The following is a 24,506-nucleotide window of genomic DNA, read 5'->3' as shown; positions in this document are numbered from 1 at the left end:
GGCCGCCGCTACGCGGACGGGTCGACGAGGCGGTAGCCCACCCCGCGCACCGTCTCGATCAGTGCGGGCAGCCGCAGCTTGGAGCGCAGGGACGCGACGTGCACTTCGAGCGTGCGGCCCGTGCCCTCCCAACTCGTGCGCCACACCTCGCTGATGATCTGCTCCCTTCGGAAGACCACGCCCGGCCGCTGGGCCAGCAACGCGAGCAGGTCGAACTCCTTGCGGGTGAGCTGGATCTCCGAACCGTCCACACTGACCCGGCGGGTCGGCAGCTCGATCCGGACGTCCCCGAGGCGCAGCGCCGCGACCGGTGTGGACACGGTGTCCTCGCCGGTCGACGTGCGCCGGCTGACGGCATGGATGCGGGCGAGGAGTTCGCCGGTGTCGTACGGCTTGACGACGTAGTCGTCGGCCCCGAGGTTGAGGCCGTGGATCCGCGAGCGGACATCGGCGCGGGCGGTCACCATGATGACCGGTGTGGACGTGCGTTTGCGGATCTTCCCGCACACCTCGTAGCCGTCCTGGTCGGGCAGGCCGAGGTCGAGGAGCACGACGCCGAAGGGTTCCGTGTCCGCGGGCAGCAGCGCCTGGAGCGCGTCCTCGCCGGTGCGTGCGTGGACGACCTGGAAGCCGTGCCGGGCGAGGATGGCGGAGAGCGCGGCCGCGACGTGGTTGTCGTCCTCGACGAGCAGCAGTCTCATACGCCCCCCTTCCATGGTGCGGTACCGGGTGCCGCGGGTTGTCCGCGGCCGCAGGGTCGGCGCGGCGCGCGTGCCATGCCGGTGCGGCTCTCGGTGTCGTGTTTCGTACGCCTCTCGCCACTTCCCCGTACGGAGGTGTTTCACGTCATGGCGTACCAGGGCATCCACTCCGATGAGTGGCACGCCAGTCAAGAGCTCGCCCGTCGCATCGGGCCATCTGTTATCCACCCGGTACGCCCCGGCCGCCCCGCCCGCACACCTGGTCACAGGGCGTGTCCGGGCGCCGCCGGATCGTTATCCTCAATTCTCGCTCAGATGTGATGACGCTGGTCGCACCGCAACTCTAGGGTCCTTCCCAACCGAGGAGGACGGAGCAAGAAGCCGATGAGCGGAGTTTCAGTGACCAAGGGCGCCGAGGACGCCGCACCTGCGGCGAACGACCTTGTCGTACTGAGCAACGTCAACAAGCACTTCGGCGCGCTGCATGTGCTCCAGGACATCGACCTGACCATCGCCCGCGGCGAGGTCGTGGTCGTCATCGGGCCTTCCGGGTCCGGGAAGTCCACGCTGTGCCGCACGATCAACCGCTTGGAGACGATCGACTCGGGCGACATCTCGATCGACGGCAAGCCGCTGCCGCAGGAGGGCAAGGAGCTGGCCAGGCTGCGCGCCGACGTCGGGATGGTTTTCCAGTCGTTCAATCTCTTCGCGCACAAGACGGTGCTCGAGAACGTGATGCTGGGCCAGATGAAGGTCCGCAGGACGGACAAGAAGGCCGCCGAGGACAAGGCCCGTTCACTGCTGGAGCGGGTGGGCGTGGCGACGCAGGCCGACAAGTACCCCGCCCAGCTCTCGGGTGGCCAGCAGCAACGCGTGGCCATCGCCCGGGCGTTGGCGATGGACCCCAAGGTCATACTCTTCGACGAGCCGACGTCCGCGCTCGACCCGGAGATGATCAATGAGGTGCTGGAGGTCATGCAGCAGCTCGCCCGGGACGGCATGACGATGGTCGTCGTCACGCACGAGATGGGTTTCGCGCGTTCGGCGGCGAACCGGGTCGTCTTCATGGCGGACGGGAAGATCGTCGAAGAGGCCACGCCCGAGCAGTTCTTCAACAACCCGCGCAGCGACCGGGCCAAGGACTTCCTCTCGAAGATCCTTCACCACTGATCGGAACCGATCGTCCGGAATCGATCGGCCCGAGCCGATCGATTCCTCACCGCCGGTCCGTGAACCGGCCGGTCACCCGCATCGCGTCAAACTTTAGGGAATGTCATCATGCAGCTTCGTAAGGTCACCGCCGCCTCGGCCGCCGTGCTCGCTCTCGCCCTGACCGCCACCGCCTGTGGTTCCGACCAGAAGGACGGCGGTTCGGACGGTTCGGGCAGCGGCAAGATCACCATCGGCATCAAGATCGACCAGCCCGGTCTGGGGCTGAAGACGCCGGACGGCAAGTACACCGGCTTCGACGTCGACGTCGCCACGTACGTCGCCAAGGAACTCGGCTACGACGCCAAGGACATCGTCTTCAAGGAGACCAAGAGCGCCGACCGCGAGACGGCCATCGAGCGCGGCGACGTGAAGTTCATCGCCGCCACCTACTCGATCAACGACGAGCGGCTGCAGAAGGTCGACTTCGCGGGCCCGTACCTGCTGGCGCACCAGGACATCCTGGTCCGCGCCGACGACGACTCGATCAAGTCGCCGAAGGACCTGAACAGCAAGAAGCTGTGCTCGGTCGCCGGTTCCACCTCGGCGCAGAACGTCAAGGACAAGCTGGCCCCGAAGGCGCAGCTCCAGACCTACGGCGGCTACTCGGAGTGCCTGACCGGCCTGGAGAACAAGGTCATCGACGCACTGACCACCGACGACTCCATCCTGGCGGGCTACGCCTCGCAGAAGGAGTTCCAGGGCAAGTTCAAGCTGGCCGGCTTCAAGATGACCAACGAGAACTACGGCATCGGCCTGAAGAAGGGCGACGCCGACCTCAAGAAGAAGATCGACGACGCGCTCACCAAGATGGTCTCGGACGGTTCCTGGGACAAGGCCGTGAAGGACAACTTCGGCCCGGCGAACTACAAGAACGAGCCCGCCCCGAAGATCGGCAACGTCGTCAAGTGAAGCAGGGCTGACCGGGCGCGCCGTCCGTGAACGACGGCGCGCCGTGCCCTCCCTCCGACACGCGGAAGCGCGGGAGATCGTGTTCGACTTTCTTGAAGGTTACGACCTGCTGGGGGCCTTCTGGGTGACGGTGCAGCTCACCGTCTACTCTGCCCTCGGCTCCCTCATATGGGGAACGCTACTGGCCGGCATGAGGGTCAGCCCGGTCCCCCTGATGCGCGGCTTCGCCACCGCGTACGTCAATGTGGTCCGGAACATTCCGCTGACCGTGATCATCGTGTTCTCGTCGCTGGGCCTGTACCAGACGCTGGGCATCATGCTCGGAGCCGAGGTCATCGACGACATCAACTTCCGGCTGGCGGTGCTCGCCCTGGTCGCCTACACCGCGGCCTTCGTGTGCGAGGCGCTGCGCTCCGGCATCAACACGGTGCCGGTCGGCCAGGCGGAGGCGGCCCGTGCGCTCGGGCTCAGCTTCACCCAGGTGCTGCGGCTGATCATCCTCCCCCAGGCGTTCCGTGCGGTGGTCAACCCGCTGTCCAACGTGCTGATCGCGCTGACGAAGAACACCACGGTCGCCTCCGCGATCGGTGTCATCGAGGCGTCCTACCTGATGAAGGACATGATCGAGGCCGAGGCCCAGCTGATCCTGATCTCACTGGTCTTCGCGTTCGGCTTCGTCGTTCTGACCCTCCCGACCGGCCTGATCCTCGGCTGGGTGAGCAAGAAGGTGGCGGTGAAGCGATGAGTTCCTCGGTCCTCTACGACGCCCAGGGGCCGCGCGCCAAGCAGCGGAACGTCCTGTACACGGTGTTGTTCGTGCTGGGCGCCGCGGCCGTGGTGTGGTGGGTGTACGACGGCCTGGCCGAGAAGCACCAGCTCGACTGGATCAAGTGGAAGCCCTTCTTCACCAGCTCCCAGCCGTGGGAGACGTACATCTGGCCGGGGCTCGAGAACACGCTCAAGGCGGCGTTCTTCGCCCTGATCATCGCGCTGCCGCTGGGTGCCCTGTTCGGTATCGGCAGGCTGTCGGACCACCGCTGGGTGCGGATGCCGGCCGGCTTCGTCGTGGAGCTCTTCCGCGCCGTCCCCGTCCTGATCCTGATGATCACCGCGAACGCGGTGTACGCGGAGTACACCACCATCGACACCGATCTGCGTCCGCTGTACGCCGTGGTGACCGGTCTGGTGCTGTACAACTTCTCGGTGCTCGCCGAGATCGTGCGGGCCGGAATCGAGTCCCTGCCGAAGGGCCAGGCGGAGGCCGCCAAGGCGCTCGGCATGCGCAAGAGCCAGATCATGCTGTCCGTGCTGCTGCCGCAGGCGGTGACGGCGATGCTGCCGGCGATCGTCAGCCAGCTCGTCGTCATCGTGAAGGACACCGCGCTCGGTGGCGCCATGATGACCTTCCCCGAACTGCTGGCGTCGGTCCGCCCGATGAGCGCCAACTACGGTGCCAACACCATCGCGTGCTTCACCGTCGTGGCCGTGATCTTCGTGGCGCTGAACTTCGCGCTCACCTCGTTCGCGAGCTGGCTGGAGCGGCGGCTGCGGCGCACCAAGAAGAGCAAGGGCACCGCCACCGGGGGCACGCAGAAGACCCTCGGTACGCCGGCGCTCGTCGTCGACGACGGACGCGCCGTCTGACGGATCGTCGTATCGGGCGCCCGAGGGGCGGTGGCGGATTCGCCACCGCCCCTCGCCGTCGTCCGGTGTCGCTTGACGCGGGCACCGGCAGTAGGTTGCATACGTTCTGTGATCGCGCCCCCTTCCCCCGCCGCCACCACACCTCCTCCGCCTCCCGGTCGGCTGTCGAGCCGTTCGTTCCTCTCGTCCGCGTCGACGGGAGCCGCGCCGGCTGCGGCATCGGCATCGTCCGTACGGATTCGAGGAGCCGCCCCGTGGACCCGGTGATCGTCGTCGGCGCGGGGCCCGTCGGTCTGGTGCTGTCGCTCGCCCTCGCCGCCCAGGGCGTGCCCTCCGTCCTCCTCGACGAGGACCCGGGCCGGGACGAGACGCGCCCCGCTCGGACCGTGGTCCTGCGCGAGGACACCGCGGACCTGGTCGAACGGCTGGGTTGCACGGCGCTCCGGCGCGAGGGCGCGCGCTGGTCCGGGTGGCGCTCCATGCGGCGCAAGCAACTGGTGCGTGAACTGCCCCTCGGCGTGGGCGAGAGCGAAGGCCGGGGCCGGGGCGAGAACGCCTCCGACGGCGATCCGCCGCCCCGCTCCCCCGTCCATCTGCCACAGCACACCCTGGCCCGCGGACTGCGGGACGCGGTGAGCGCGCGGGAGCTCGTACGAGTGGTCCCGTACAGCCGGGTCGACAGGCTGGAACAGGACGGCACCGGCGTAACGGTGCACACCAGGGAGCCGAACGCCACGTGGTGGCGAGGGAGTTACGTGGTGGGCTGCGACGGCGCCCGGTCCACCGTGCGCAAACTCCTCGACATCCGCTTCCCGGGCCGCACGGCGGTGGAACGCCATGCCGTCGCAGCACTGCGCACCGAACTCCCCTGGCCGGGGCAGGCCGTGCTGCACCGGCTGCCGCCGTGGCGCACCGGCGGCGCCGAAGTGACCGCGCGTCCGCTCCCGGACGGCATCTGGCGGCTGGACTGGCTGCTGCCACCGCGCGGCGAACTGGTCACGCCGGACGCCCTGATCGCCCGCATCCGGGACACCCTGGCCGGCTGGTGCGGTGAGACACCGCCGTACGAACTGCTGGACACCGGCGTGTACACGCTGCACCACCGGCTGGCACTGCGCTGGAGGACCGACCGGGCGTTCCTGGCCGGGGACGCCGCCCATCTGCTGGGCGCCTTGGGCACCCAGGGGCTCGACGAGGGGGTGCGGGACGCCGAGAACCTCGCCTGGAAGCTGGCGCACGCCTGGCACGAGGGCGCCTCGGACGTACTGCTCGACAGCTATCAGGCGGAGCGGCGGGCCTCGGTGGCCGCGCGGTTGCGGGCCGCGGACCAGTCGCTGCCGGTACTGCGCGGCGGCGGCGGGCTGCGGACCCTGGTCCCGGGGAGCGCACGGGGGCACGACTCCTTGCTCATGGACGGGCATCTGGGCCGGGGCCCCCTCGGCGCGCCCCCTTCGTACTCGCACTCGCCCCTTGCGCCCGCGCATGCCGAGGCGCACACATCCGTGGGGACACCCCCCGGTGCGCCGGTCGTCGATGTGCGGGTGACGGCGCCCGACGGCACGACCGTACGGCTGCGCGAGCGGCTGGGACTGGGGAACCTGCTGGTGGTCCTGGTGGCGCCCGGCACCGGGGTGTGGGACCGGCGGCACTGGATGACCGCGGGTGTCATGCCCCGCCTTGCCTCCGCGGTCGACGCGCTGCCGGTGCGGAGCGAGCTCCTGGTGACGGAGAGCTATCCGGGGGCGCCCGCCCACACCGTCCTGTTGATCAGGCCCGACGGTCATCTCGTGGCGTCGTTCGGCGGGGTGCGGCCGCGCGAGCTCCACGCGGCGGCGGACACGGTACGCGGCGGGGCAGTGCACGCCACCGAGCGCTCCGACCGGACGGTGGACATCAATTGACCGCTGTCGGTCCGCGTGGGGTACTCCGGAACGGGACCGACACCGATGTGCGCCTGTGGCGGAGGGTCCATCTGGACCTCGTCCGCTGTGTGGGCTGCGTGTGTCGTCCGTCCTGCTGACTCGCCCCTCCCCTGCCGCGCCGTGCGCTCTTCCGTACGGCGTGCGCCTGCGCGAACCTTCAGGACGGCTTCCTTGTCTGCCCCTTCCTCACCCTCCGCACCCCTGCCCACCCTCATGGGTGCCGGTTCCGATTCCGCGTCCGACAGTGATTTCGACCCGGCGGCCGGAACGGGTTCCGGTTCGCCGGCCGGCACGGGTTCCGGCCCCCGTCGATCACCGAACTGCTCGCATTCGGTCCACCGTGTGGCCGCCGCCCCATGGATCGTCGCCTCGCTCCCCCTGGATCCCGAAGGGCGCACCTGGCTCCCGCTCGAAGGCCCCGGCGGCAGTGAGGCGTGGCTGATCGGCTGGCCACCTGGCCAACTGGCATCGGCACCGGCTGGCACGACCACGTCGGCTCGATCGGCGCCTTCACCACCGCTGCCGGCGCCCTCGGGGACGTCCCCGGGGCCCGGAGGCGGTGAGCCACGACCTGCGGATCGTGGTGGTCTGCGACGAGGGCTACGCGTCAAGTCTCGCCGTCGCGTCCCCGCGGCAGTTGGGGCTGCACCGGCGACGGATCTGATCGGCGGCTTCCGGGCATGGCGCGCGGCGGGGACTTCCCGTGGAGCGGCGGGACTTCCCGTGAAGGCGTGACGGGCGCGAAAGGCTCGGATCGCCACACGGACGAGCGGAGTCGCGGCCACCCCTGGCACCACCGGCGCCATGTACATACGCGGTTTTGGCCCGGAGCCGTCCGGGGCGGCGCACCACGGACCACAGCCCGTACCTCCGTCCCGTCCCCCGAATCCGCCGCGACACACCCGAACGCCGCACTCCGGTGGAGCGATCTCCGTTCGCGGCGGACATTCGGCTCAACGCCGAGGACGATGTGACGGAGGCACCGCGCCCATGCCCATCCCCACTCCCACCCCCGCCCTGACCCCCGATCTGCTCGATGCCCAGGCCGTGCGCCTGTACGACACCGAGGCATGGCGGCAGATCGTCTCCGGCTGGGACCTCACCGCCGCCGAGCCCGTACCCCTGCCCTCCTCCGGGGCCGCGGAACGGGCGACGGGCCCTGAACCGACGGACTGGCGCGCTCTGCTGTCCGTCCCCGTCGACCGGCTCATCGCCGAATCCGTCCGCGCCCTGCCCGCCGCCGCACCGCGCGAACGGCCCCTTCCCGGGCGGCTGGGCGCGGTCCTCCCCGACCGTCTGCACTCCTGGCGCCGGATCGGGCAGCCCGATGTGCGGCCCTCCACGCATCTGGCCCACGCACGAAGGATCCTGGCCGAATGGGGCTGGCAGAACGCGCCCTACAAACTTCGCAACGCCCGCGGCGCGCGGTGCATCTGCGGCGCCCTTCTCACCTCGCACCGTCTGGGCTACGGATCCCTGGGCACCGTGGACCGGGCGGGTGCCTGGCTCGTCACCGAACTCCGTTCCCAGGGCTGGACCGGTCTGATCGGCCCGTGGAACCGCAGTCCCGGCCGCACCGCCGAGGAGGCGCTCGCCCTGGTCGACGCCACCATCGCCCGCGCCGCCCGCGCCGGGCAGTGAACGGACCGCGCACCGGCTCTCCCTGCCACTCCACTCGCAGTGGCGCGGCCTGCCCGACACTCCTCCATCGGCGCCTGCGCTTCTCTTACGCCCGCCGCCCCGTGCGAACCTCTGTGGGACCTGCGGCAAACCACCATCACCCCACCGTCGACCGCCGTCCGACGCCGATCAGAACGGCTCGTCCAGCCCTTCCGTGTCCTCCCCCTCCTCCTCCAGCGCCTGACGCACCACGCGCAGCGCCATGCCTTCCCCGTAACCCTTGCGAGCGAGCATGCCCGCGAGGCGACGCAGCCGTCTGTCACGGTCCAGCCCGCGGGTGGAACGCAATTTGCGCGCCACCAGTTCCCGGGCCGTCGCCTCCTCCTGCTCCGCGTCGAGCTGCCCGACCGCCTCGTCGATCACCGCCGAGTCCACCCCCTTGGTGCGCAGCTCACGAACGAGCGCCCGGCGGGCCAGCCCTCTGCCATGGTGCCGTGACTCCACCCAGGCATCCGCGAAGGCGGCGTCGTCGATCAGCCCCACGTCCTCGAAGCGCGACAGCACCTGCTCGGCCGCCTCATCCGGGATCTCCCGCTTGCGCAGGGCATCCGCGAGCTGCTTCCGCGTGCGCGGGGTCCCGGTGAGCAACCGCAGGCAGATATCGCGGGCCTGCTCGACCGGATCTCGCGGCTCCCCCTTCTCGGCCCTCGACGAGGAGGGGGAGCCGCTGCTTGTGGAACGGGAACGGGCGCGACGCCCCGCCCCCTTGCCGGAACCCGAGGCCGAACCGGGGCTGGTACCCGCACCATGGCCGTCCCTGGACTCCGGCCCGCATGCGCCCTCGTACCCGTACTCGTCCTCGCACCCGGACTCGGCGAGATGCCCGGCGGTGAACCCGGAACCGGGGCCGACGCCCGGGTCCATGGCGCCGACCGGCCACTGCGTACGACGCGTCACGGCTCAGCTCTTGGCTGCCGCGGCCTTGGCGGGCTTGGTCTTGCCGGCCGGAGCGGGTACCGACTTCGCACTGTCGGCCGGAGCCGCGGCGCCGCTTCCCGCACCGGCTTCGGCGGCCTTGTCCTCCGCCCTGACACCGACGCCCAGCTTCTCGAGGATCTTCTTCTCGATCTCGTTGGCGAGGTCGGGATTGTCTTTGAGGAAGTTACGGGCGTTCTCCTTGCCCTGGCCGAGCTGATCGCCCTCGTACGTGTACCAGGCGCCGGCCTTGCGGACGAAGCCGTGTTCCACACCCATGTCGATCAGACCGCCCTCGCGGCTGATGCCCTGGCCGTAGAGGATGTCGAACTCGGCCTGCTTGAAGGGCGGCGAGACCTTGTTCTTCACGACCTTGACACGGGTGCGGTTGCCGACGGCCTCGGTGCCGTCCTTCAGGGTCTCGATCCTGCGGATGTCGAGGCGCACCGAGGCGTAGAACTTCAGCGCCCGGCCACCGGTCGTGGTCTCGGGCGAGCCGAACATCACACCGATCTTCTCGCGCAGCTGGTTGATGAAGATCGCCGTGGTCTTGGACTGGTTGAGCGCGCTGGTGATCTTGCGGAGCGCCTGGCTCATCAGGCGGGCCTGGAGACCCACGTGCGAGTCGCCCATCTCACCCTCGATCTCGGCGCGCGGCACGAGCGCGGCGACGGAGTCGATGACGATCAGATCGAGAGCGCCGGAGCGGACCAGCATGTCCACGATCTCGAGGGCCTGCTCGCCGTTGTCCGGCTGGGACAGGATGAGATTGTCGATGTCGACGCCGAGCTTCTTCGCGTACTCGGGGTCGAGAGCGTGCTCCGCGTCGATGAAGGCCACCGAGCCGCCTTGCTTCTGCGCGTTCGCCACGGCGTGCAGTGTCAGCGTCGTCTTGCCGGAGGACTCCGGCCCGTACACCTCCACCACGCGGCCGCGCGGCAGTCCACCGACGCCGAGGGCCACGTCGAGAGCGGTCGATCCGGTAGGGATCACCTCGACGGGCTCGTTCGGCCGCTCGCCGAGACGCATGACCGCGCCCTTGCCGAATTGCCGTTCAATCTGTGCGAGCGCGGCGTCCAGCGCCTTCTCGCGGTCGGTTCCTGCCATGGGTTCCACCCGATTTGCTTGTGTCGATCGCTTCACGTCAAAGACGCTAACCCCTGCCACTGACAATGAGCCTCGACGTCCTCCCGACCTGTGGATAACTTCACGACCGGGCCCGGGAAGACCCGGCCGGAATCCCATAAGAATGGATGTTCGATTTCAGTGTCAAGCGCACCGCGCCGGACCGGGCCGCCTCACGTGACCGACCTTTGGCATCGTGTCCCGTCGCCTGCCGCCGGGGGCCGACCGTGGCGGAACGCCGACGGTCGGGCGGGGGCCACCGGGCACCCGCGCGGCCCGGCAGGCCGGGCGAGCGATCCGCTGACGGTGCTGCCGGTGCCGTGAGCTTCCCTGGAGTTGTCCGGGCAACGCCTCAGGGGCACCCCCGAAGCCTCCCGGCAGCCTCTTCCCCGGTCAGGCACGCTCCGGACTCCCCGCCTCCCCTGCGCCGGCGTCCGCCCGGCCGTCGTGGACCTCGTCGCTCCCGCCCGTCCGCCAGGAGCGGCGCAGCCGCGTGAGCAGCGCCTCACCGCGCTGCCGACGAGAGCCGTGCACCCGGGGGTCGTCCGTCACGTCGTACCGCTTCACATAGGCCCCGAGGAACGCCTGGAGGGTGGCGACGGCCGGGATCGCGATCAGCGCGCCCACCGCGCCCATCAGCGCCGTACCCGCGATGACCGATCCGAAGGCGACCGCCGGATGGATGTCGACGGTCTTGGCGGTGAGCTTGGGCTGCAGGGCGTAGTTCTCGAACTGCTGGTAGACCACGACGAAGCCGAGCACCCACACCGCGTACCAGGGGTCCACGGTGAACGCGATCAGCATCGGCAGGGCTCCCGCCAGGTACGTGCCGATCGTGGGGATGAACTGGGAGACCAGACCGACCCAGATGGCGAGCGCCGGCGCGTACGGAACACCGAGGATCACCAGCACGATGTAGTGCGCGATGCCGGAGATGAGTGCCATCAGGCCACGCGAGTAGAGGTAGCCGCCCGTCTTGTCGACCGCGATCTCCCAGGCCCGCAGGACCTCCGCCTGCCTGGCGGGCGGCAGGACCGAGCACAGGGCGCGCCGCAGTCTGGGGCCGTCGGCGGCGAAGTAGAACGAGAACAGGAAGATCGTCAGTAGACGGAACAGCCCACCGAGCACGGTGGTGGAGACGTCGAGCACTCCGCTCGCACTGTTCTGGACGTACCTCTGCAGCCAGTCGGAGTGGAGCAGGCTGTCCTGGACCGCGACCCGGGACAGCTCGGTGTGGAAGTTCTGGTTGACCCAGTTGATCACCGAGTCCACATACTTCGGGAAATCCTCGACCATGTCGACGATCTGGCCGGCGAGCATCGAGCCGAGCAGCACCACGAAGCCGGTGGAGGCTATCAGCACGATGAGGAAGACCAGGAAGGTGGCGAGGCCACGACGCATTCCGCGTGCCGCCATCCGGCTCACCGCGGGCTCGATGGCGAGCGCCAGGAAGAACGCGATCAGTACGTTGATCAGCAGCCCGACGAGCTGGTGGAACGCCCAGCTGCCGAGCTGGAAGCAGGCGTAGAGCGCCAGGGCGAGCACCATGGCGCGCGGCAGCCACACGGGCATACGCGTCGTCGGCCGGGTGCCGGCCGCCACGACCGGCGGGGCGGGCAGGGTGCGCGGAGCCTGGGGCTGAGCTGTCTGGGCCGTGGGGGCTGTCTGGGCTGTCTCGTCTGCAGATGGCACCGCTCCAGTCTCACCCACCACGGTGAGAAACGGCGGTCCGCCCCACGCAACGGCACAGGTCCAGCGGCTGACAGGGCGGAGTCAACGCTTGTCGGCGGGGATGTCGACCGCCGCGCAGACACCGCGCCAGACGTCCTTCGCCTCCCAGCCGGCGGCCAGCGCCTGGAGCACCGTCTGTCCGTCGAGTTCGGCCATCACGTGATCGCGTGCGAAGGAGTCGGCGTACCCCGCGCCGAAGTGGTCCGCCATCCGTTCCCAGAAAATCGTCAACCGCATGACACCAGTATCCCGCCCTGAGGGTGCAGCCCGGCCGCTACGGCTTGCCAAGAGCGCTTACCGCCCTACGGTCGGTCCATGGCTGGAACCGGAACAAGTCCCCTCAATCGTGCCGAGCATTTCATCTGGCTCACGGCCCGTGTCCTGGAACAGCGGCGGTTCGCCCATCACTTCCTGGAAGGAAGCGCGGACGCCGTGGAGACCGCGCTCGCCGCCTATCTGAACGAGGACGGCGGGTACGGGCACGCTCTCGAACCCGATCTGCGCGGCCCCGTCAGTCAGCCGCTGCACACCGCGCACGCCCTCAATGTCCTCGACTCGATCGGCCGCTGCGGCGGGCCACGAGCGGAACGGATCTGCCGTTTCCTGACCGATGTGTCGACCAAGGAGGGTGCGCTGCCCGCCCTGCTGCCCACGCAGCGCGGCTACCCGGCCGCGCCGTTCATCCCGATCGTCGACGATCCGCCCGCGGAGCTGTTGGTCACCGGCCCCGTGGTCGGGCTCCTGCACCGCAACGCGGTGTGGCACGCCTGGCTGTTCCGGGCCACCGATTTCTGCTGGTCGGCGGTCGAGTCCCTGGACCGGTCACACCCCTACGAGATCGAGGCGGCGCTCGCCTTTCTGGACGGCGCCCCGGACCGGGCCCGTGCCGAGGCGGCGGCCGACCGGCTGGGGCGGCTGGTACGGGAACAGCGGCTGGTCGTGCTGGACCCCGAGCGGCGTGCGGACTACCCGGTGGCAGCCGGGTACGCGCCGGGCGAGCAGCACTTTCCGTACGACTACGCCCGGACGCCCGATTCACTGGCGCGAGCCTGGTTCACCGAAGAGGAGGTAGAACGCTCGCTCGACCATCTCGCGTCCGAGCAGCAGGCGGACGGCGGCTGGCCGGTGAACTGGCGCCAGTGGGCCCCGGGAACGGCTCTGGAAGGGCGGCCCCTCGTGACCCTCAAGGCACTCCTGACCCTGCGGGCCCATGGGCGCAGCATCGACTGAGCACGCTCGGGGCGTCGCCGCGGGACGCCCGCGCGGCGGCGCCGCACGGCACCGGCCCCCGATCGTCACTCACGCCCGACCGTCACGCATGGCCCCGCTCCCCGATCGCCATACCACTCACACCCCGACCGACACGCACGGACCGACCGTCGCTCGTGGAACGTCGTCGGGGCATCGCTCGCGCGGCGGCCTCACCAGAGGGCCGGGGCGAGGGCGCGAACCAGCGCCGTGACGGCCACGGCGGTGCCCACCACCACGAGAAAGGGAGCGCGCAGTGCCAGGGCGAGCGCCGCTGCGGCGAGCCCCGCGCCCCTGGCGTCCAGGGTCAGCTCCCGGCCGTCGCCGAACGTCTGTTGGGCGGTGAGCGCGGCCAGGAGCGCCACGGGCAGGAGCGCGGCGAGCCGTCGGGTGAGCGGGCGTTCCAGCACCCCTGCGGGCACCAGCAGGCCGAGTAGTTTGGCGAGGTAGCAGCCGACGGCGGTCAATGCGATGGCGATCCAGACGTTCACCGGTCCGCCTCCGCCGCGGTCGTGCCCCGGCTCGTTCCCTCGTCGCGTCCCTGGAAGGACTCCCTGCTCCCGCGTCCGCGCAGAAAGAGAACCACGGGTGCGGCGAGCGCGGACAGCAGGACGGGGACGCCCGCGGGCAGTACGGGCAGCAGCCCGAGCGCGAGCAGGACCGCGAGCGCGGCGGTGACGCGTTCCGTCGCGCTCCTCAGCATCGGCGCGAGCAGGGCGAGGAAGACCGCCGGTGATGCCGCGTCCAGCCCCCAGGCATCGGTGTCTCCCAGCGCCTCGGCGCCGAGGGCGCCCAGCAGTGTCGTCAGGTTCCACAGCACGTAGAGGCTGAGCCCGGTCACGGCGAAGCCGATCCGTGCGGCCCGCCGGGTGGGCTGCGACAGGGTCACGGCGGTCGTCTCGTCGATGACCCACTGGGCGGCGAAGGGCCGCAGTGCGCGCGGGAGCGCGAGCAGTTGTGACAGCCGCAGGCCGTAGAACGAGTTGCGCACGCCGAGGAAGAACGCTCCGGCGGCCGCGGTGTACGGATTTCCGCCCGCCGCGAGGGCTCCCACGAGGGCGAACTGCGAGGCGCCGGTGAAGACGGCGAGACTGAGCACGCAGGTCTGGAGCAGGCTCAGTCCGGAACCGGCCGCGGTCACGCCGAAGGCGAAACCGGAGAGCCCGACCGCTGTCCCGACGCCGAGCGCGTCACGTACGACGGCCGCGTCCGTCTTCGAACCGGTCGCGTCCAACTGCGAACCAGTCACATCCGTCTTCGAACCGGTCGTGTCCGACCTTGTGCCGACCGCCTCCGACGTGCGCCCGGTCATGCGCGCCCTCGAATCGGCCGCGTGTGTCCTCGTCCCGGCCACTTCGCCGTGGTCTTTTGGGACTGCTATCTGTTCTGCCACATCCGAGACGCTATGCGCCCGGCTGGGGACCGGTCTTGTACGTTCCTGCGCGTTCGCGCTGGTACGCGCCCGGGGGCACCCCCACGATCCGGGTGAAATGGCGGTTGAGGTGCGGCTGATCGGTGAAGCCCACCTCGGCGGCCACCTCCGCGGGCCGTCTCCCCATGTCCAGCAACCGGCGCGCGGCCCGCACCCGGGCATCGGTGAGCCAGGCGTGCGGCGGCATCCCGTACTGCTTCTTGAAGGCCCTCATCAGTGCGAACGGGCCGGTGCCGAGTTCCGCGGCCAGCGCGTCCAGCGTCGGCGGGCGGGCCATCCTGTCCTCCAGCACCGCCCGGGCGCGCGTCGCGTCGCGGGCACCCGCCGAGCGGGGCGCACGCGTGGGCAGCACGCCGCCGTGCCGACCGAGCAGCCGCGCGACCATGGTGCGCAGTACGGTGTCCGCGGCGAGCGCGTTGCTCTCCTCGGCCGCCCGGTGGACCTCACCGATCAACCGGGCCGCGCACGGGTCCGCGACACCGGTCTCGGTGAAGCCGACGGTGCCGCGCAGGCTCGTCGTCTCGGCAGCGATGTCGTTGATCACCTGCGCGGACGGGTAGAGCGTGGTGTACACCCAGCCCTCGGGGACACCCGCCCGGGCGGTGTGCGGCACCTCCGGATTGATCATGAGGACGACGCCGGGACCCGCGTGGACGGTGCCGCCCGGCAGCCCCACGTCCTCCACCCCGTGGGTGATGGTGCCGAAGACGTAGCCCTCGTGGCTGTGGCGCGGAAAGGTGTGGCGGACGTACCGGGCGTGCAGCAGGTCGAGGTCGGGCAGCTCCGCGTACTGCCAGTGCCTCGCCCACTCCCCCGCTCCCGACTCCGGTGTCGCGTCCATGAACGAATTCTCGCAGGTGGCGGGGACGGGGTCGGCTGTCGGCCGACGGTCGCCGCAGGTGCCCGACGCGGTGGTCGGCGACCGGCACGTCCCGGTGTCAGTGGTGGGGTGCACGATGGAGGACATGGCCGGTTCCGTGCTCGACTCGTTCTCCCCCGCGACCCGCGGCTGGTTCGCGGGGGCCTTCAGCGCGCCCACCGCCGCGCAGGAAGGCGCCTGGCGAGCGATCGCCGAGGGGTCGGACGTGCTGGTCGTCGCGCCGACCGGCTCCGGCAAGACCCTGGCCGCGTTCCTCGCCGCGCTGGACGGGCTGGCGTCCGTTCCGCCTCCGGCCGAGGCGAAGAAGCGCTGTCGGGTGCTCTACGTATCCCCCCTCAAGGCCCTCGCGGTCGACGTCGAGCGCAATCTGCGCTCACCTCTGACCGGTATCCGTCAGGAGTCGGTGCGGCTCGGGCTGCCCGAACCGCAGGTCCGGGTGGGCATCCGCTCCGGCGACACCCCGCCCGCCGAGCGCCGCTCGATGGCGACCCGCCCGCCGGACATCCTGATCACCACGCCGGAATCGCTGTTCCTGATGCTGACGTCGTCGGCCCGCGAGGCGCTCTGCGGTATCGAGACGGTCATCCTCGACGAGGTGCACGCCGTGGCGGGCACGAAGCGGGGCGCCCATCTGGCCCTCTCCCTGGAACGGCTCGACGAACTCCTGCCCGTGCCCGCTCGGCGGATCGGCCTGTCGGCGACCGTCCGGCCGGTCGACGAGGTGGCGCGTTTCCTCTCGCCCCGGCGGCGGGTGGAGATCGTCCAGCCCCCCTCCGCCAAGCGGTTCGATCTGTCGGTGGTCGTGCCGGTCGAGGACCTGGGCGAGCTCGGCGGCTCCCCCGTGTCCGACGCCGACGGGGCGGGCCGGGCGGAGAAGCCCTCGATCTGGCCCCACGTCGAGGAACGCATCGTCGATCTGGTCCAGGAACACCGCTCCACGATCGTCTTCGCCAACTCCCGCCGTCTGGCGGAGCGGCTGTGCAACCGGCTCAACGAGATCGCGTACGAGCGGGCCACCGGCACCGCCCTCGGGACCACTGATGTCCCGCCCGGGGAGGGCGGTCCCGCACGGCCGCTGCCGGAGGCGCACTCCCCGGCCGGGATCATGGCCCAGTCCGGCGCGGCGAAGGGCGCCCCCGCACTGCTGGCCCGCGCCCACCACGGTTCGGTCTCCAAGGAGCAGCGCGCCCAGGTCGAGGAGGACCTCAAGGCGGGCCGACTTCCGGCCGTGGTGGCCACGTCCAGTCTGGAGCTGGGCATCGACATGGGGGCGGTCGATCTGGTGATCCAGGTGGAGTCGCCACCGTCGGTCGCCTCCGGGCTGCAGCGCGTCGGCCGGGCCGGGCATCAGGTCGGCGCGGTCTCCACCGGGGTGGTCTTCCCCAAGTACCGGGGCGATCTGGTGCAGGCGGCCGTGGTCACCGAGCGGATGCGCGAGGGCTCCATCGAGGCGCTCCGGATTCCGTCCAACCCTCTGGACGTGCTGGCCCAGCAGCTCGTCGCGATGGTTTCCCTGGACAGTTGGCAGGTGGACGACCTGCTGGCGGCGATCCGCCGCGCCGCGCCCTTCGCCTCGCTGCCGGAATCGGCGTTCACGGCGGTATTGGACATGCTCGCCGGCCGCTATCCGTCCGACGCCTTCGCCGAGCTGCGTCCCCGTGTGGTCTGGGACCGGATCGCCGGTACGGTCACGGGCCGTCCGGGCGCCCAGCGACTGGCCGTGACCTCCGGGGGGACCATTCCCGACCGCGGGCTCTTCGGGGTCTTCCTCGCGGGCGCCGACCCCAAGAAGGGCGGCGGCCGAGTCGGTGAGCTGGACGAGGAGATGGTGTACGAGTCCCGGGTCGGCGATGTCTTCACGCTGGGCACCACGTCCTGGCGGATCGAGGACATCACCCGCGACCGGGTCCTCGTGTCACCCGCCCCCGGGGTTCCCGGCAGGCTGCCGTTCTGGAAGGGCGACCAGCTGGGCCGCCCACTGGAGCTGGGGCGGGCGCTGGGCGCGTTCCTCCGGGAGATCGGCGGGATGCCTCCGGAGGAAGCCCGGCGGCGCCTGCTCGCCGCCGGCCTCGACGCCTGGGCCGCGGACAACACCTTGTCGTACATCGACGAGCAGCGTCGCGCCTGCGGTCATGTACCGGACGACCGGACCATCCTCGTCGAGCGGTTCCGCGACGAACTGGGCGACTGGCGGGTCGTCGTCCACTCCCCGTTCGGCGCGCAGGTGCACGCCCCGTGGGCGCTGGCGCTGGGCTCCCGCCTCGCCGAGCGGTACGGCATGGACGCCCAGGTGATGCATGCCGACGACGGCATCGTGCTCCGGCTGCCCGACGCCGATCTGATGGGTCTGGATCTCCTCGACCTCGACCTCGACTCCACGCAGGACCCGTCCGGCTCCCCGTCCCCGCTGCGGGGTCTCTCGTACGACAGCGAGCAACCACCCGTCGGCGCGGCGGATGTGACGTTCGATCAGAGCGAGATCGGCCAGATCGTCACCGACCAGGTCGGCGGTTCGGCTCTCTTCGCCTCCCGGTTCCGCGAGTGCGCGGCCCGTGCGCTGCTCCTGCCTCGCCGCAGCCCCGGCAAGCGCACCCCGCTCTGGCAGCAGCGCCAGCGTGCCGCGCAACTGCTCCAGGTCGCCTCGGAGTTCGGCTCGTTCCCGATCGTCCTGGAAGCGGTCCGCGAGTGCCTCCAGGACGTCTTCGACGTTCCCGGCCTGACGGAACTGATGGGCGACCTCGAAGCGCGCCGGGTCCGGCTGGTCGAGGTGACCACCCCGGAGCCCTCTCCGTTCGCCCGCTCGCTCCTGTTCGGTTATGTCGCCCAGTTCTTGTACGAGGGTGACTCGCCGCTCGCCGAACGGCGGGCCGCCGCCCTCTCCCTCGACTCCCATCTGCTGGCCGAACTCCTCGGGCAGGCGGAGCTGCGCGAGCTGCTCGACGCCGACGTCCTGACCGAACTGGAGCGGGAACTCCAGTGGCTGTCCGACGACCGCCGCATCAAGGACGTCGAAGGGGTCGCCGATGCCCTCCGGGTCCTCGGACCGCTCACCGAAGCGGAGTTGACCGAGCGCGGCGCCCGGCCGGAGTGGGCCGCGGAGCTGTCGACCGCGCGCCGGGCCATCCGGGTCAGGATCGGCGGCACGAACCACTGGGCGGCGATCGAGGACGCCGGGCGCCTGCGCGACGCCCTGGGGACCGCTCTCCCGGTCGGCGTCCCCGAGGCGTTCACCGAACCGGTGAAGGATCCCCTCGGCGACCTCCTCGCCCGATTCGCCCGTACGCGCGGCCCGTTCACCTCCGCGGGGGCCGCCGCCCGTTTCGGTCTCGGCGCCGCCGTCACGGACGGCGCCCTGCAGCGGCTGGCCGCGACCGGCCGGATCGTCCAGGGCGAGTTCCACCCCGCCGGGATCGGCCAGGAGTGGTGCGACGCCACCGTGCTGCGCCGGCTGCGCCGACGCTCGCTCGCCGCGCTCCGCCACGAGCTGGAACCCGTCCCGCCCGCCGTGCTCGCCGGCTTCCTTCCGCAGTGGCAGCACCTGGGCGACAACAGCCTGCGCGGGATCGACGGACTCGCCCGCGCCATCGAGCAGTTGCAGGGTGCGCCCGTTCCGGCATCGGCCCTGGAGAAGCTCATCCTCCCGAGCCGGGTGACCGGCTACACCCCGGCGCTGCTGGACGAGCTGACCACCACCGGCGAGGTCGTCTGGGCCGGTGCGGGGGCACTGCCCGGCAAGGACGGCTGGCTGTCCCTCTACCTCGCCGACAGCGCGCCCCTGCTCCTCCCGCCCCCGCGTCCTCTCGAACTCACCGCGTTGCACGAATCCGTCCTGACGGCCCTCAGCGGCGGGTACGGCCTGTTCTTCCGGCAGATCGCCGACCAGGTGCGGGCCACCACTCATCCGGAATGCACCGATGCACAACTGGCCGAAGCCGTCTGGGACCTGGCCTGGTCGGGCCGGCTCACCAACGACACGCTCGCACCGCTGCGCTCGCTCCTCGGCTCCGGCCGCACGGCGGGGTCGACCGCCCACCGCGCGAGACGGAGCGTCCCGCGCGGGCGTTACGGCTCGCTCACGGCCGCCGCCCGCCCGGTCTCCCGCACCGGGCCGCCCACCGTCTCGGGCCGCTGGGCCCTGCTGCCCGCCACCGAGCCCGACCCGACCCACCGCGCTCACGCCCTGGCCCGCACGCTCCTCGACCGCCACGGCGTGGTGACTCGTGGCGCGGTCCAGGCCGAGGGGGTCGAGGGCGGTTTCTCCGCCGCGTACCGCGTGCTTTCCGCGTTCGAGGACAACGGGCAGGCCCGGCGCGGCTATGTGGTCGAAGGATTGGGGGCGGCCCAGTTCGCGATGGACGGCGCGGTCGACCGGCTGCGTGCGGTGTCCACCGCGCGCGACCGCGCCGAGCCGGGCGTCGCGCCGCACGCCGTGGTGCTCGCCGCGGCGGACCCGGCCAACGCGTACGGCGCGGCGCTGCCGTGGCCGCAGTCGCCGGACGGCGCCGGACACAAGCCGGGCCGCAAGGCGGGCGCCCTGGTGGTGCTGGTCGACGGCGAACTGGCGATGTACATGGAGCGTGGCGGCAAGTCGCTCCTGGTCTGGCCCACCGATCCGGAGGACCCGGCACTCTCCGCGGCAGCCGGCGCGCTGGCGACGGCCGCGCGCGCGGGATCGCTCGGCACAGTCACGGTGGAGCGCGCCAACGGCGCCTCGTCCCTGACATCACCGCTCGGGCGCGCCCTGGAAGCGGCCGGCTTCCTGGCCACACCCAGGGGGCTCCGCCTCCGCGCCTGACGCGTTTCGCCCGCGGCCCGTGCATCACGCCTCGGCCCACGTGCCCGTACGCCGTGCCGCGCTCCCCCGCACTCTTACGCCGCACCGCGCCGACGCGCCCCGGACGCACGCCGCACCGCACCGCCCTCACCTCCCACGCGTCCGACCGGCCCTACGCCAAACCTCTGCGTCGCGTCTCATGGGCCGCCCGGAGCACCGGCTCGGCCCGAGCCGACCCGTGGCTGTGGGCAGCATCATGGAGGCATGCCCGAAGGAGACACCGTCCTCCAGACCGCCCGGCGTCTGCACGCCGCACTCGCCGGCCGGGTCCTCACCCGCTTCGACCTGCGCGTCCCCCGGTTCGCCACCGCCGACCTCACCGGGCGGACGGTGCTGGACGTCACCTCGCGCGGCAAGCACCTCCTCACGCGCATCGAGGGCGGCCTCACCCTGCACAGTCATCTGCGGATGGACGGTTCCTGGCAGGTCTACGCCCCGGGCGAGCGCTGGCGCGGCGGACCCGCCCACCAGATCCGTGCGGTGCTCGCCAACGCGGACCACACAGCCGTCGGCTACCGTCTCCCGGTCCTGGAGCTCCTCCGCACCAGGGAGGAGGAGCGAGCGGTTGGCCATCTCGGCCCCGACCTCCTGGGCCCCGACTGGAATCCTGACACCGCCCTGCGCAATCTGCTCGTCGATCCCACCCGCCCCCTCGGTGAGGCCCTTCTGGACCAACGCAACCTGGCCGGAATCGGCAACGTCTACAAGGCCGAGCTCTGCTTCCTCGCCCGCGCCACCCCGTGGCTCCCCATCGGCGAACTGACCGGGCCCACGGCCTCGCGCCTCGTCACCACGGCCAAACAACTCCTCGAAGCCAACCGCGACCGCCCCGTGCGCACGACCACGACGACAACGAGCACCGCGGCCGCGAGCACGAGCGCGACCACGCGCTCAAGGGCCATACCCCGCCGCCACGGCTCGCACGAACGGCTCTGGGTCTACGGCAGGACCAACCGCCCCTGCCTGCGCTGCGGCACACCGATCCGCACGGCCGAACAGGACGCCCGCCCCACCTACTGGTGCCCGCACTGCCAGAAGGGCCCCGCGGTCTAGTTGTTCTGTCCTGGCCCAGCCCGGGCAGCTCCGCCGCGAGGGCTCCCGACCACCTCCCCTCGCACGCACCGAACGGCACCCCTTCCGAGCAGTCGTTCCGGTCACCACGACGACCGGCAGCACGCAAGCAAAGTGACGATGCGTCGGATTGAGCCGTAGCGTCCCCACATGGGTGTCGTCGGGTACGACCCCACGGGCCGTTCCGCGCTCGTTTCCGGAGCGGCGAGCGGCATCGGTCGGGCGAGTGCCGTCCTGCTCGCACGGCGGGCGCCGCCGTGCACTGCGCGGACCGTGACGAGAAGGGGCTGATGGAGACCCGGGACCTGATCAGCAAAGCGGGCGGGTCCTGTCGTCTTCACCGCTCGATGTCACCGATCCCAACGAGGTCAGGGGGTGGTGACCGCTGCGGGCGGGGAACTGGGACCGCATTCCATCCGCGTCAACGCCGTCGCTCCGGGCTGGATCCGCACCCCCATGACCTCCCGCCACGACGCGGAACGGCAGCACCGGGCCGAGGCCGCGATGGCGCGGTTGTCACCACTGGGCCGGGTCGGAGAGCCCGAGGACGTCGCCCAACCGTGCTGTACCTCGCGTCCGACGCGGCGGCCTTCATGACCGGCCGGATCCTCCGCCCGAACGGCGGCGCGACCACGCCCTGGTAGTCCGCCGGGCCCGGGCCACACGATGCAGCCCGACGCCCGACCAGCGCCGGACGCGACGCGCCCCGGCGTACGACCACCGGCTCACACACCGCACCGCGACGGCCCGCCACCGGACCGCGCGCGGCGCCCCGGTCCCGGACCACCAGCTCACGCAGCGCGCCCGGACACGGAACCAACCGTCCAGACACCGCGCCCCCACCCCGTTCCCCCTGTCCACGCACCACGCCCGGATCCGGGACGACCAGGCCACGTCCTCGCCCGCGTCCGCATCCGTACGCCCGTCCGGCGTACTCGCCCCCACCCGCCCAGCCGTCGCGGCCACGTGCACGGGCAGCAGACTCAGTCCCCATCCGCCCGCCGCCACCGCGCCCTCGACGAGCCCCACGCGGGCTGGTTCCAGCGCGAGCCGCAGCACGGCCCACCACCACACCCCGGCGAGAACGAGCGCCGGCACCCATCGCCGTACCATGGCTGCCTCCTCCGGCCGAACCTAGTCCGGCGCGATCGCCCGGCGGGAGGGCGCACCGGTGCGCCACCGGCGCGCGGTGTGCGGGCCGTAGCGCGTTGTGCGCTCTCGCCTGGAGTTCCCCGAGCGTGCTGTGCGGGCGCGGGCCGCCCCTGCCGGAAGCCCTCCGGCAGGGGCCCCGTAAGCCCTTCGCCACGGGTCCCGGCTTCACGAACCACGCCGCTGTCCGGCAGGTCGCGCCTGGCGTGCGACGCGGCGGGGTCCGGACATGGCCCGGGGCGCCTTCACCGACCGGCGCCCTGTCCCCGAAAGTCTGGCGCGCCGATGCCCCGACCGCATCCAGAGCGGCGGCCGGACTTCGACCGAGGCGGCGTCACCCGAAGCGGCACGAACCGTTCCGAAAGCGACGGCGCCGCCCGCCGCGGGGCAGCGGCCCGGCCGTTCCATCCGGCCCCGACGGCTCCGTGGCCCCGCCGAACCCCTTGCCCCGGACAGGCTCGGGCAGGGGCTCGGCGGGGCTCTGCGGACATGGTCAGGCTCGTCGCGGAGGGCAGACGCAACGCCTCCGCTCCGAATCCGAACGCTCCAGGCATCCGCTTCAGGGATCGCTTCACCCATGCGCATCACATACACGCGCCGCGCACACATGCACGGGACACATATATGCGTTGCGCATATGCCTGGCCCATCGCCTCGCGCACTCAGGCGTTCGCCGCTTGGAACATCCAGGCGTGCTTTTCGAGGTCGGCGGTCAGACCGATGAGCAGGTCCTGACTGACGGGATCGGGTCCGCCGGTCTGCTCGATCCGCTCCCGCATGCGCCCGATCACCACACCGAGGGCGCTCACCAGCGCCTTCACCGCATCCGCGTCCGCGACCCAGCCCTCGGGCACGGACGCGAGGGCCGTGGTCCTCGCGATCGTCCCCAACCGCCCGTCCGGATTGACGCCGAGGGCAGAGGCACGTTCCGCGACCGAGTCGGAGTGCCGACGAGCGGTATCGACGACCTCGTCGAGCTGGAGATGCACGGACCGGAATCGCGGCCCGACGACGTTCCAGTGCACCTGTTTGGCCACCAGGGAGAGGTCGATCAGGTCCACCAGAGCGCCCTGCAACGCGTCTCCCACGACCTGGAGGTCGGCCCCGGACAGCGGGCTCTTCACCACGGACATGCACGTCTCCAATCTGCTTCTGTTCCGCTCGACATCACGTTCAGCATCACCACCATTGCACAGACAGCCGAAAGCGCTCGTTTCGGAAGGAGGCTTTCATCCTTGAAGAAATGGGGTGAAAGTGTCAGTCCGTCGGCACCTGGATGACGTCCCTGGCCCCATACCCCGGCACTCGGACACCCGGCCACGCGATACGGCACAGCACATCGGCCGCGAATTGCACCGCCCCGACCGCACCGCCCCCGGAACGACATCATCCGAGCGGCGCATCCACGGCCCCCGGCCTCGTATCCGGCCGGTCCCCCCGCCGGCCCTGGGAACCGCCGTCGAAGACTGCCGCCCGGGCCATGAACAGGCAGGCACAAGGCACACGGACGCCACAGACACAAGACACACGGAAGCCCCGGCCCCCATGAGGGACCAGGGCTTCTCCTGCACACCGGACCGCGCGGTCAGGCGGCGACGACATCCACCGCTTCTGCGGGCGCCTTGATGGTCACCCGCCCCGTCGGCACACCCGCCACCGATGTGACGGAGACGGAGTTGAGCATCGGACGCACCGGCACAGGCACCGGATCGCCGGCTGCTGCCGACTCGGCCAGTTCGGCCAGCGACAGCTCATCGCTCACTTCACGCATGAGTTCGGACATCCGTACATCAAGCGCGTCGCAAATGGCGGAGAGCAGTTCGGAGGACGCCTCCTTCTGCCCCCGCTCCACCTCGGAGAGATAACCGAGCGAGACTCGGGCGGACGAGGAGACTTCGCGCAGAGTACGGCCTTGGCGCTGGCGCTGCCGACGCAGCACGTCACCAAGCAGGCGACGGAGCAGAATCATCGGTGGCTCCCTCCTCGGACCGCGTAGCCGCATCCTTCACGCCCCACCGTACCGCCTTGCGCCGCGGCCGTGCGGGGAGCGATG

Annotated in this window: 19 protein-coding genes and 4 pseudogenes; 12 read left to right on the top strand and 11 right to left on the bottom strand. The window is 71.1% G+C overall.

Going from position 1 to position 24,506, the window contains the following annotated elements:
* Positions 1-8 precede the first annotated feature (8 nt).
* Positions 9-701, bottom strand: coding sequence for a response regulator transcription factor (locus ACGF2V_RS04050; RefSeq protein WP_362618011.1), 693 nt, complete (start codon positions 699-701; stop codon positions 9-11).
* A gap of 384 nt (positions 702-1,085) precedes the next feature.
* On the opposite strand from ACGF2V_RS04050, the gene ACGF2V_RS04045 reads away from it, so the two are divergent.
* From ACGF2V_RS04045 to ACGF2V_RS04010, 8 genes and pseudogenes are all read left to right on the top strand, one after another.
* Positions 1,086-1,871 carry an amino acid ABC transporter ATP-binding protein gene (locus ACGF2V_RS04045; RefSeq protein WP_362618014.1) on the top strand — a complete coding sequence of 262 codons (786 nt, stop codon included), beginning with the start codon at positions 1,086-1,088 and terminating at the stop codon, positions 1,869-1,871.
* 108 nt (positions 1,872-1,979) lie between these two features.
* The gene (locus ACGF2V_RS04040; protein WP_362618016.1) at positions 1,980-2,822 is read left to right on the top strand and encodes a glutamate ABC transporter substrate-binding protein; all 843 of its coding nucleotides are present in this window, start codon (positions 1,980-1,982) and stop codon (positions 2,820-2,822) included.
* A 79-nt stretch (positions 2,823-2,901) separates the two neighbouring features.
* Entirely contained in the window at positions 2,902-3,567 is a 666-nt protein-coding gene (locus tag ACGF2V_RS04035; RefSeq protein ID WP_362618017.1) for an amino acid ABC transporter permease, read from the top strand.
* On the top strand, positions 3,564-4,466 hold the full coding sequence (locus tag ACGF2V_RS04030; RefSeq protein ID WP_362618018.1) for an amino acid ABC transporter permease: 903 nt from the start codon (positions 3,564-3,566) through the stop codon (positions 4,464-4,466). Before ACGF2V_RS04035 ends, ACGF2V_RS04030 begins: the two co-directional genes overlap by 4 nt.
* 254 nt (positions 4,467-4,720) lie before the next feature.
* Entirely contained in the window at positions 4,721-6,367 is a 1,647-nt protein-coding gene (locus tag ACGF2V_RS04025) for an FAD-dependent monooxygenase (protein ID WP_362708712.1), read from the top strand.
* 234 nt (positions 6,368-6,601) lie between these two features.
* A pseudogene (locus ACGF2V_RS04020) lies at positions 6,602-6,921 on the top strand (cysteine dioxygenase); the annotation flags it as partial.
* A pseudogene (locus tag ACGF2V_RS04015) lies at positions 6,918-7,123 on the top strand (rhodanese-like domain-containing protein); the annotation flags it as partial. The pseudogenes ACGF2V_RS04020 and ACGF2V_RS04015, both read left to right, overlap by 4 nt.
* A 255-nt stretch (positions 7,124-7,378) precedes the next feature.
* Entirely contained in the window at positions 7,379-8,029 is a 651-nt protein-coding gene (locus ACGF2V_RS04010; RefSeq protein ID WP_362708710.1) for a hypothetical protein, read from the top strand.
* Positions 8,030-8,197: 168 nt separating this feature from the next.
* On the opposite strand, the gene recX is transcribed toward ACGF2V_RS04010, so the two are convergent.
* From recX to ACGF2V_RS03990, 4 genes are all read right to left on the bottom strand, one after another.
* Positions 8,198-8,965 carry a recombination regulator RecX gene (gene recX / locus ACGF2V_RS04005; protein ID WP_362618022.1) on the bottom strand — a complete coding sequence of 256 codons (768 nt, stop codon included), beginning with the start codon at positions 8,963-8,965 and terminating at the stop codon, positions 8,198-8,200.
* Positions 8,966-8,968: 3 nt separating this feature from the next.
* The gene (gene recA / locus ACGF2V_RS04000) at positions 8,969-10,090 is read right to left on the bottom strand and encodes a recombinase RecA (RefSeq protein ID WP_362618024.1); all 1,122 of its coding nucleotides are present in this window, start codon (positions 10,088-10,090) and stop codon (positions 8,969-8,971) included.
* 411 nt (positions 10,091-10,501) lie between these two features.
* Complete coding sequence (locus tag ACGF2V_RS03995) at positions 10,502-11,680, bottom strand: AI-2E family transporter (RefSeq protein ID WP_362708794.1); 1,179 nt, start codon at positions 11,678-11,680, stop codon at positions 10,502-10,504.
* A gap of 201 nt (positions 11,681-11,881) precedes the next feature.
* The gene (locus ACGF2V_RS03990; RefSeq protein WP_362618026.1) at positions 11,882-12,076 is read right to left on the bottom strand and encodes a DUF3046 domain-containing protein; all 195 of its coding nucleotides are present in this window, start codon (positions 12,074-12,076) and stop codon (positions 11,882-11,884) included.
* Positions 12,077-12,154: 78 nt separating this feature from the next.
* Between ACGF2V_RS03990 and ACGF2V_RS03985 the strand changes: the two genes are divergently transcribed.
* Positions 12,155-13,069: a hypothetical protein gene (locus tag ACGF2V_RS03985; RefSeq protein ID WP_362618028.1), complete on the top strand. Its 915-nt coding sequence runs from the start codon at positions 12,155-12,157 to the stop codon at positions 13,067-13,069.
* Positions 13,070-13,260: 191 nt separating this feature from the next.
* On the opposite strand, the gene ACGF2V_RS03980 is transcribed toward ACGF2V_RS03985, so the two are convergent.
* The 3 genes from ACGF2V_RS03980 to ACGF2V_RS03970 form a co-directional block, all read right to left on the bottom strand.
* Positions 13,261-13,578 carry an AzlD domain-containing protein gene (locus tag ACGF2V_RS03980; RefSeq protein ID WP_362618029.1) on the bottom strand — a complete coding sequence of 106 codons (318 nt, stop codon included), beginning with the start codon at positions 13,576-13,578 and terminating at the stop codon, positions 13,261-13,263.
* Positions 13,575-14,399: an AzlC family ABC transporter permease gene (locus tag ACGF2V_RS03975; RefSeq protein WP_362708707.1), complete on the bottom strand. Its 825-nt coding sequence runs from the start codon at positions 14,397-14,399 to the stop codon at positions 13,575-13,577. Before ACGF2V_RS03975 ends, ACGF2V_RS03980 begins: the two co-directional genes overlap by 4 nt.
* A gap of 91 nt (positions 14,400-14,490) precedes the next feature.
* Positions 14,491-15,360, bottom strand: coding sequence for an AraC family transcriptional regulator (locus ACGF2V_RS03970; RefSeq protein WP_362618032.1), 870 nt, complete (start codon positions 15,358-15,360; stop codon positions 14,491-14,493).
* Between the two features lie 124 nt (positions 15,361-15,484).
* Here ACGF2V_RS03970 and ACGF2V_RS03965 point away from each other — a divergent pair, with 124 nt between their 5' ends.
* The 3 genes and pseudogenes from ACGF2V_RS03965 to ACGF2V_RS03955 all read left to right on the top strand — a co-directional run bounded on the left by ACGF2V_RS03965 (position 15,485) and on the right by ACGF2V_RS03955 (position 21,948).
* Positions 15,485-20,194 (top strand): DEAD/DEAH box helicase, encoded by a 4,710-nt coding sequence (locus ACGF2V_RS03965; RefSeq protein WP_362708792.1) that lies wholly within the window; start codon positions 15,485-15,487, stop codon positions 20,192-20,194.
* Between the two features lie 243 nt (positions 20,195-20,437).
* Positions 20,438-21,286, top strand: coding sequence for a DNA-formamidopyrimidine glycosylase family protein (locus tag ACGF2V_RS03960; protein ID WP_362708704.1), 849 nt, complete (start codon positions 20,438-20,440; stop codon positions 21,284-21,286).
* Between the two features lie 168 nt (positions 21,287-21,454).
* A pseudogene (locus ACGF2V_RS03955) lies at positions 21,455-21,948 on the top strand (SDR family NAD(P)-dependent oxidoreductase).
* Between the two features lie 289 nt (positions 21,949-22,237).
* Here ACGF2V_RS03955 and ACGF2V_RS03950 read toward each other — a convergent pair.
* The 3 genes and pseudogenes from ACGF2V_RS03950 to ACGF2V_RS03940 form a co-directional block, all read right to left on the bottom strand.
* A pseudogene (locus tag ACGF2V_RS03950) lies at positions 22,238-22,417 on the bottom strand (hypothetical protein); the annotation flags it as partial.
* A gap of 698 nt (positions 22,418-23,115) precedes the next feature.
* Positions 23,116-23,586, bottom strand: coding sequence for a DNA starvation/stationary phase protection protein (locus ACGF2V_RS03945; protein WP_362630025.1), 471 nt, complete (start codon positions 23,584-23,586; stop codon positions 23,116-23,118).
* Between the two features lie 452 nt (positions 23,587-24,038).
* Positions 24,039-24,422: a helix-turn-helix domain-containing protein gene (locus ACGF2V_RS03940; RefSeq protein WP_030927058.1), complete on the bottom strand. Its 384-nt coding sequence runs from the start codon at positions 24,420-24,422 to the stop codon at positions 24,039-24,041.
* Between the last annotated feature and the right edge of the window lie 84 nt (positions 24,423-24,506).

This window comes from Streptomyces sp. NPDC047982 (assembly GCF_043204165.1).
In the GTDB taxonomy this organism is placed as follows: domain Bacteria; phylum Actinomycetota; class Actinomycetes; order Streptomycetales; family Streptomycetaceae; genus Streptomyces.
This window is presented reverse-complemented; position numbering and strand designations above follow the sequence as displayed.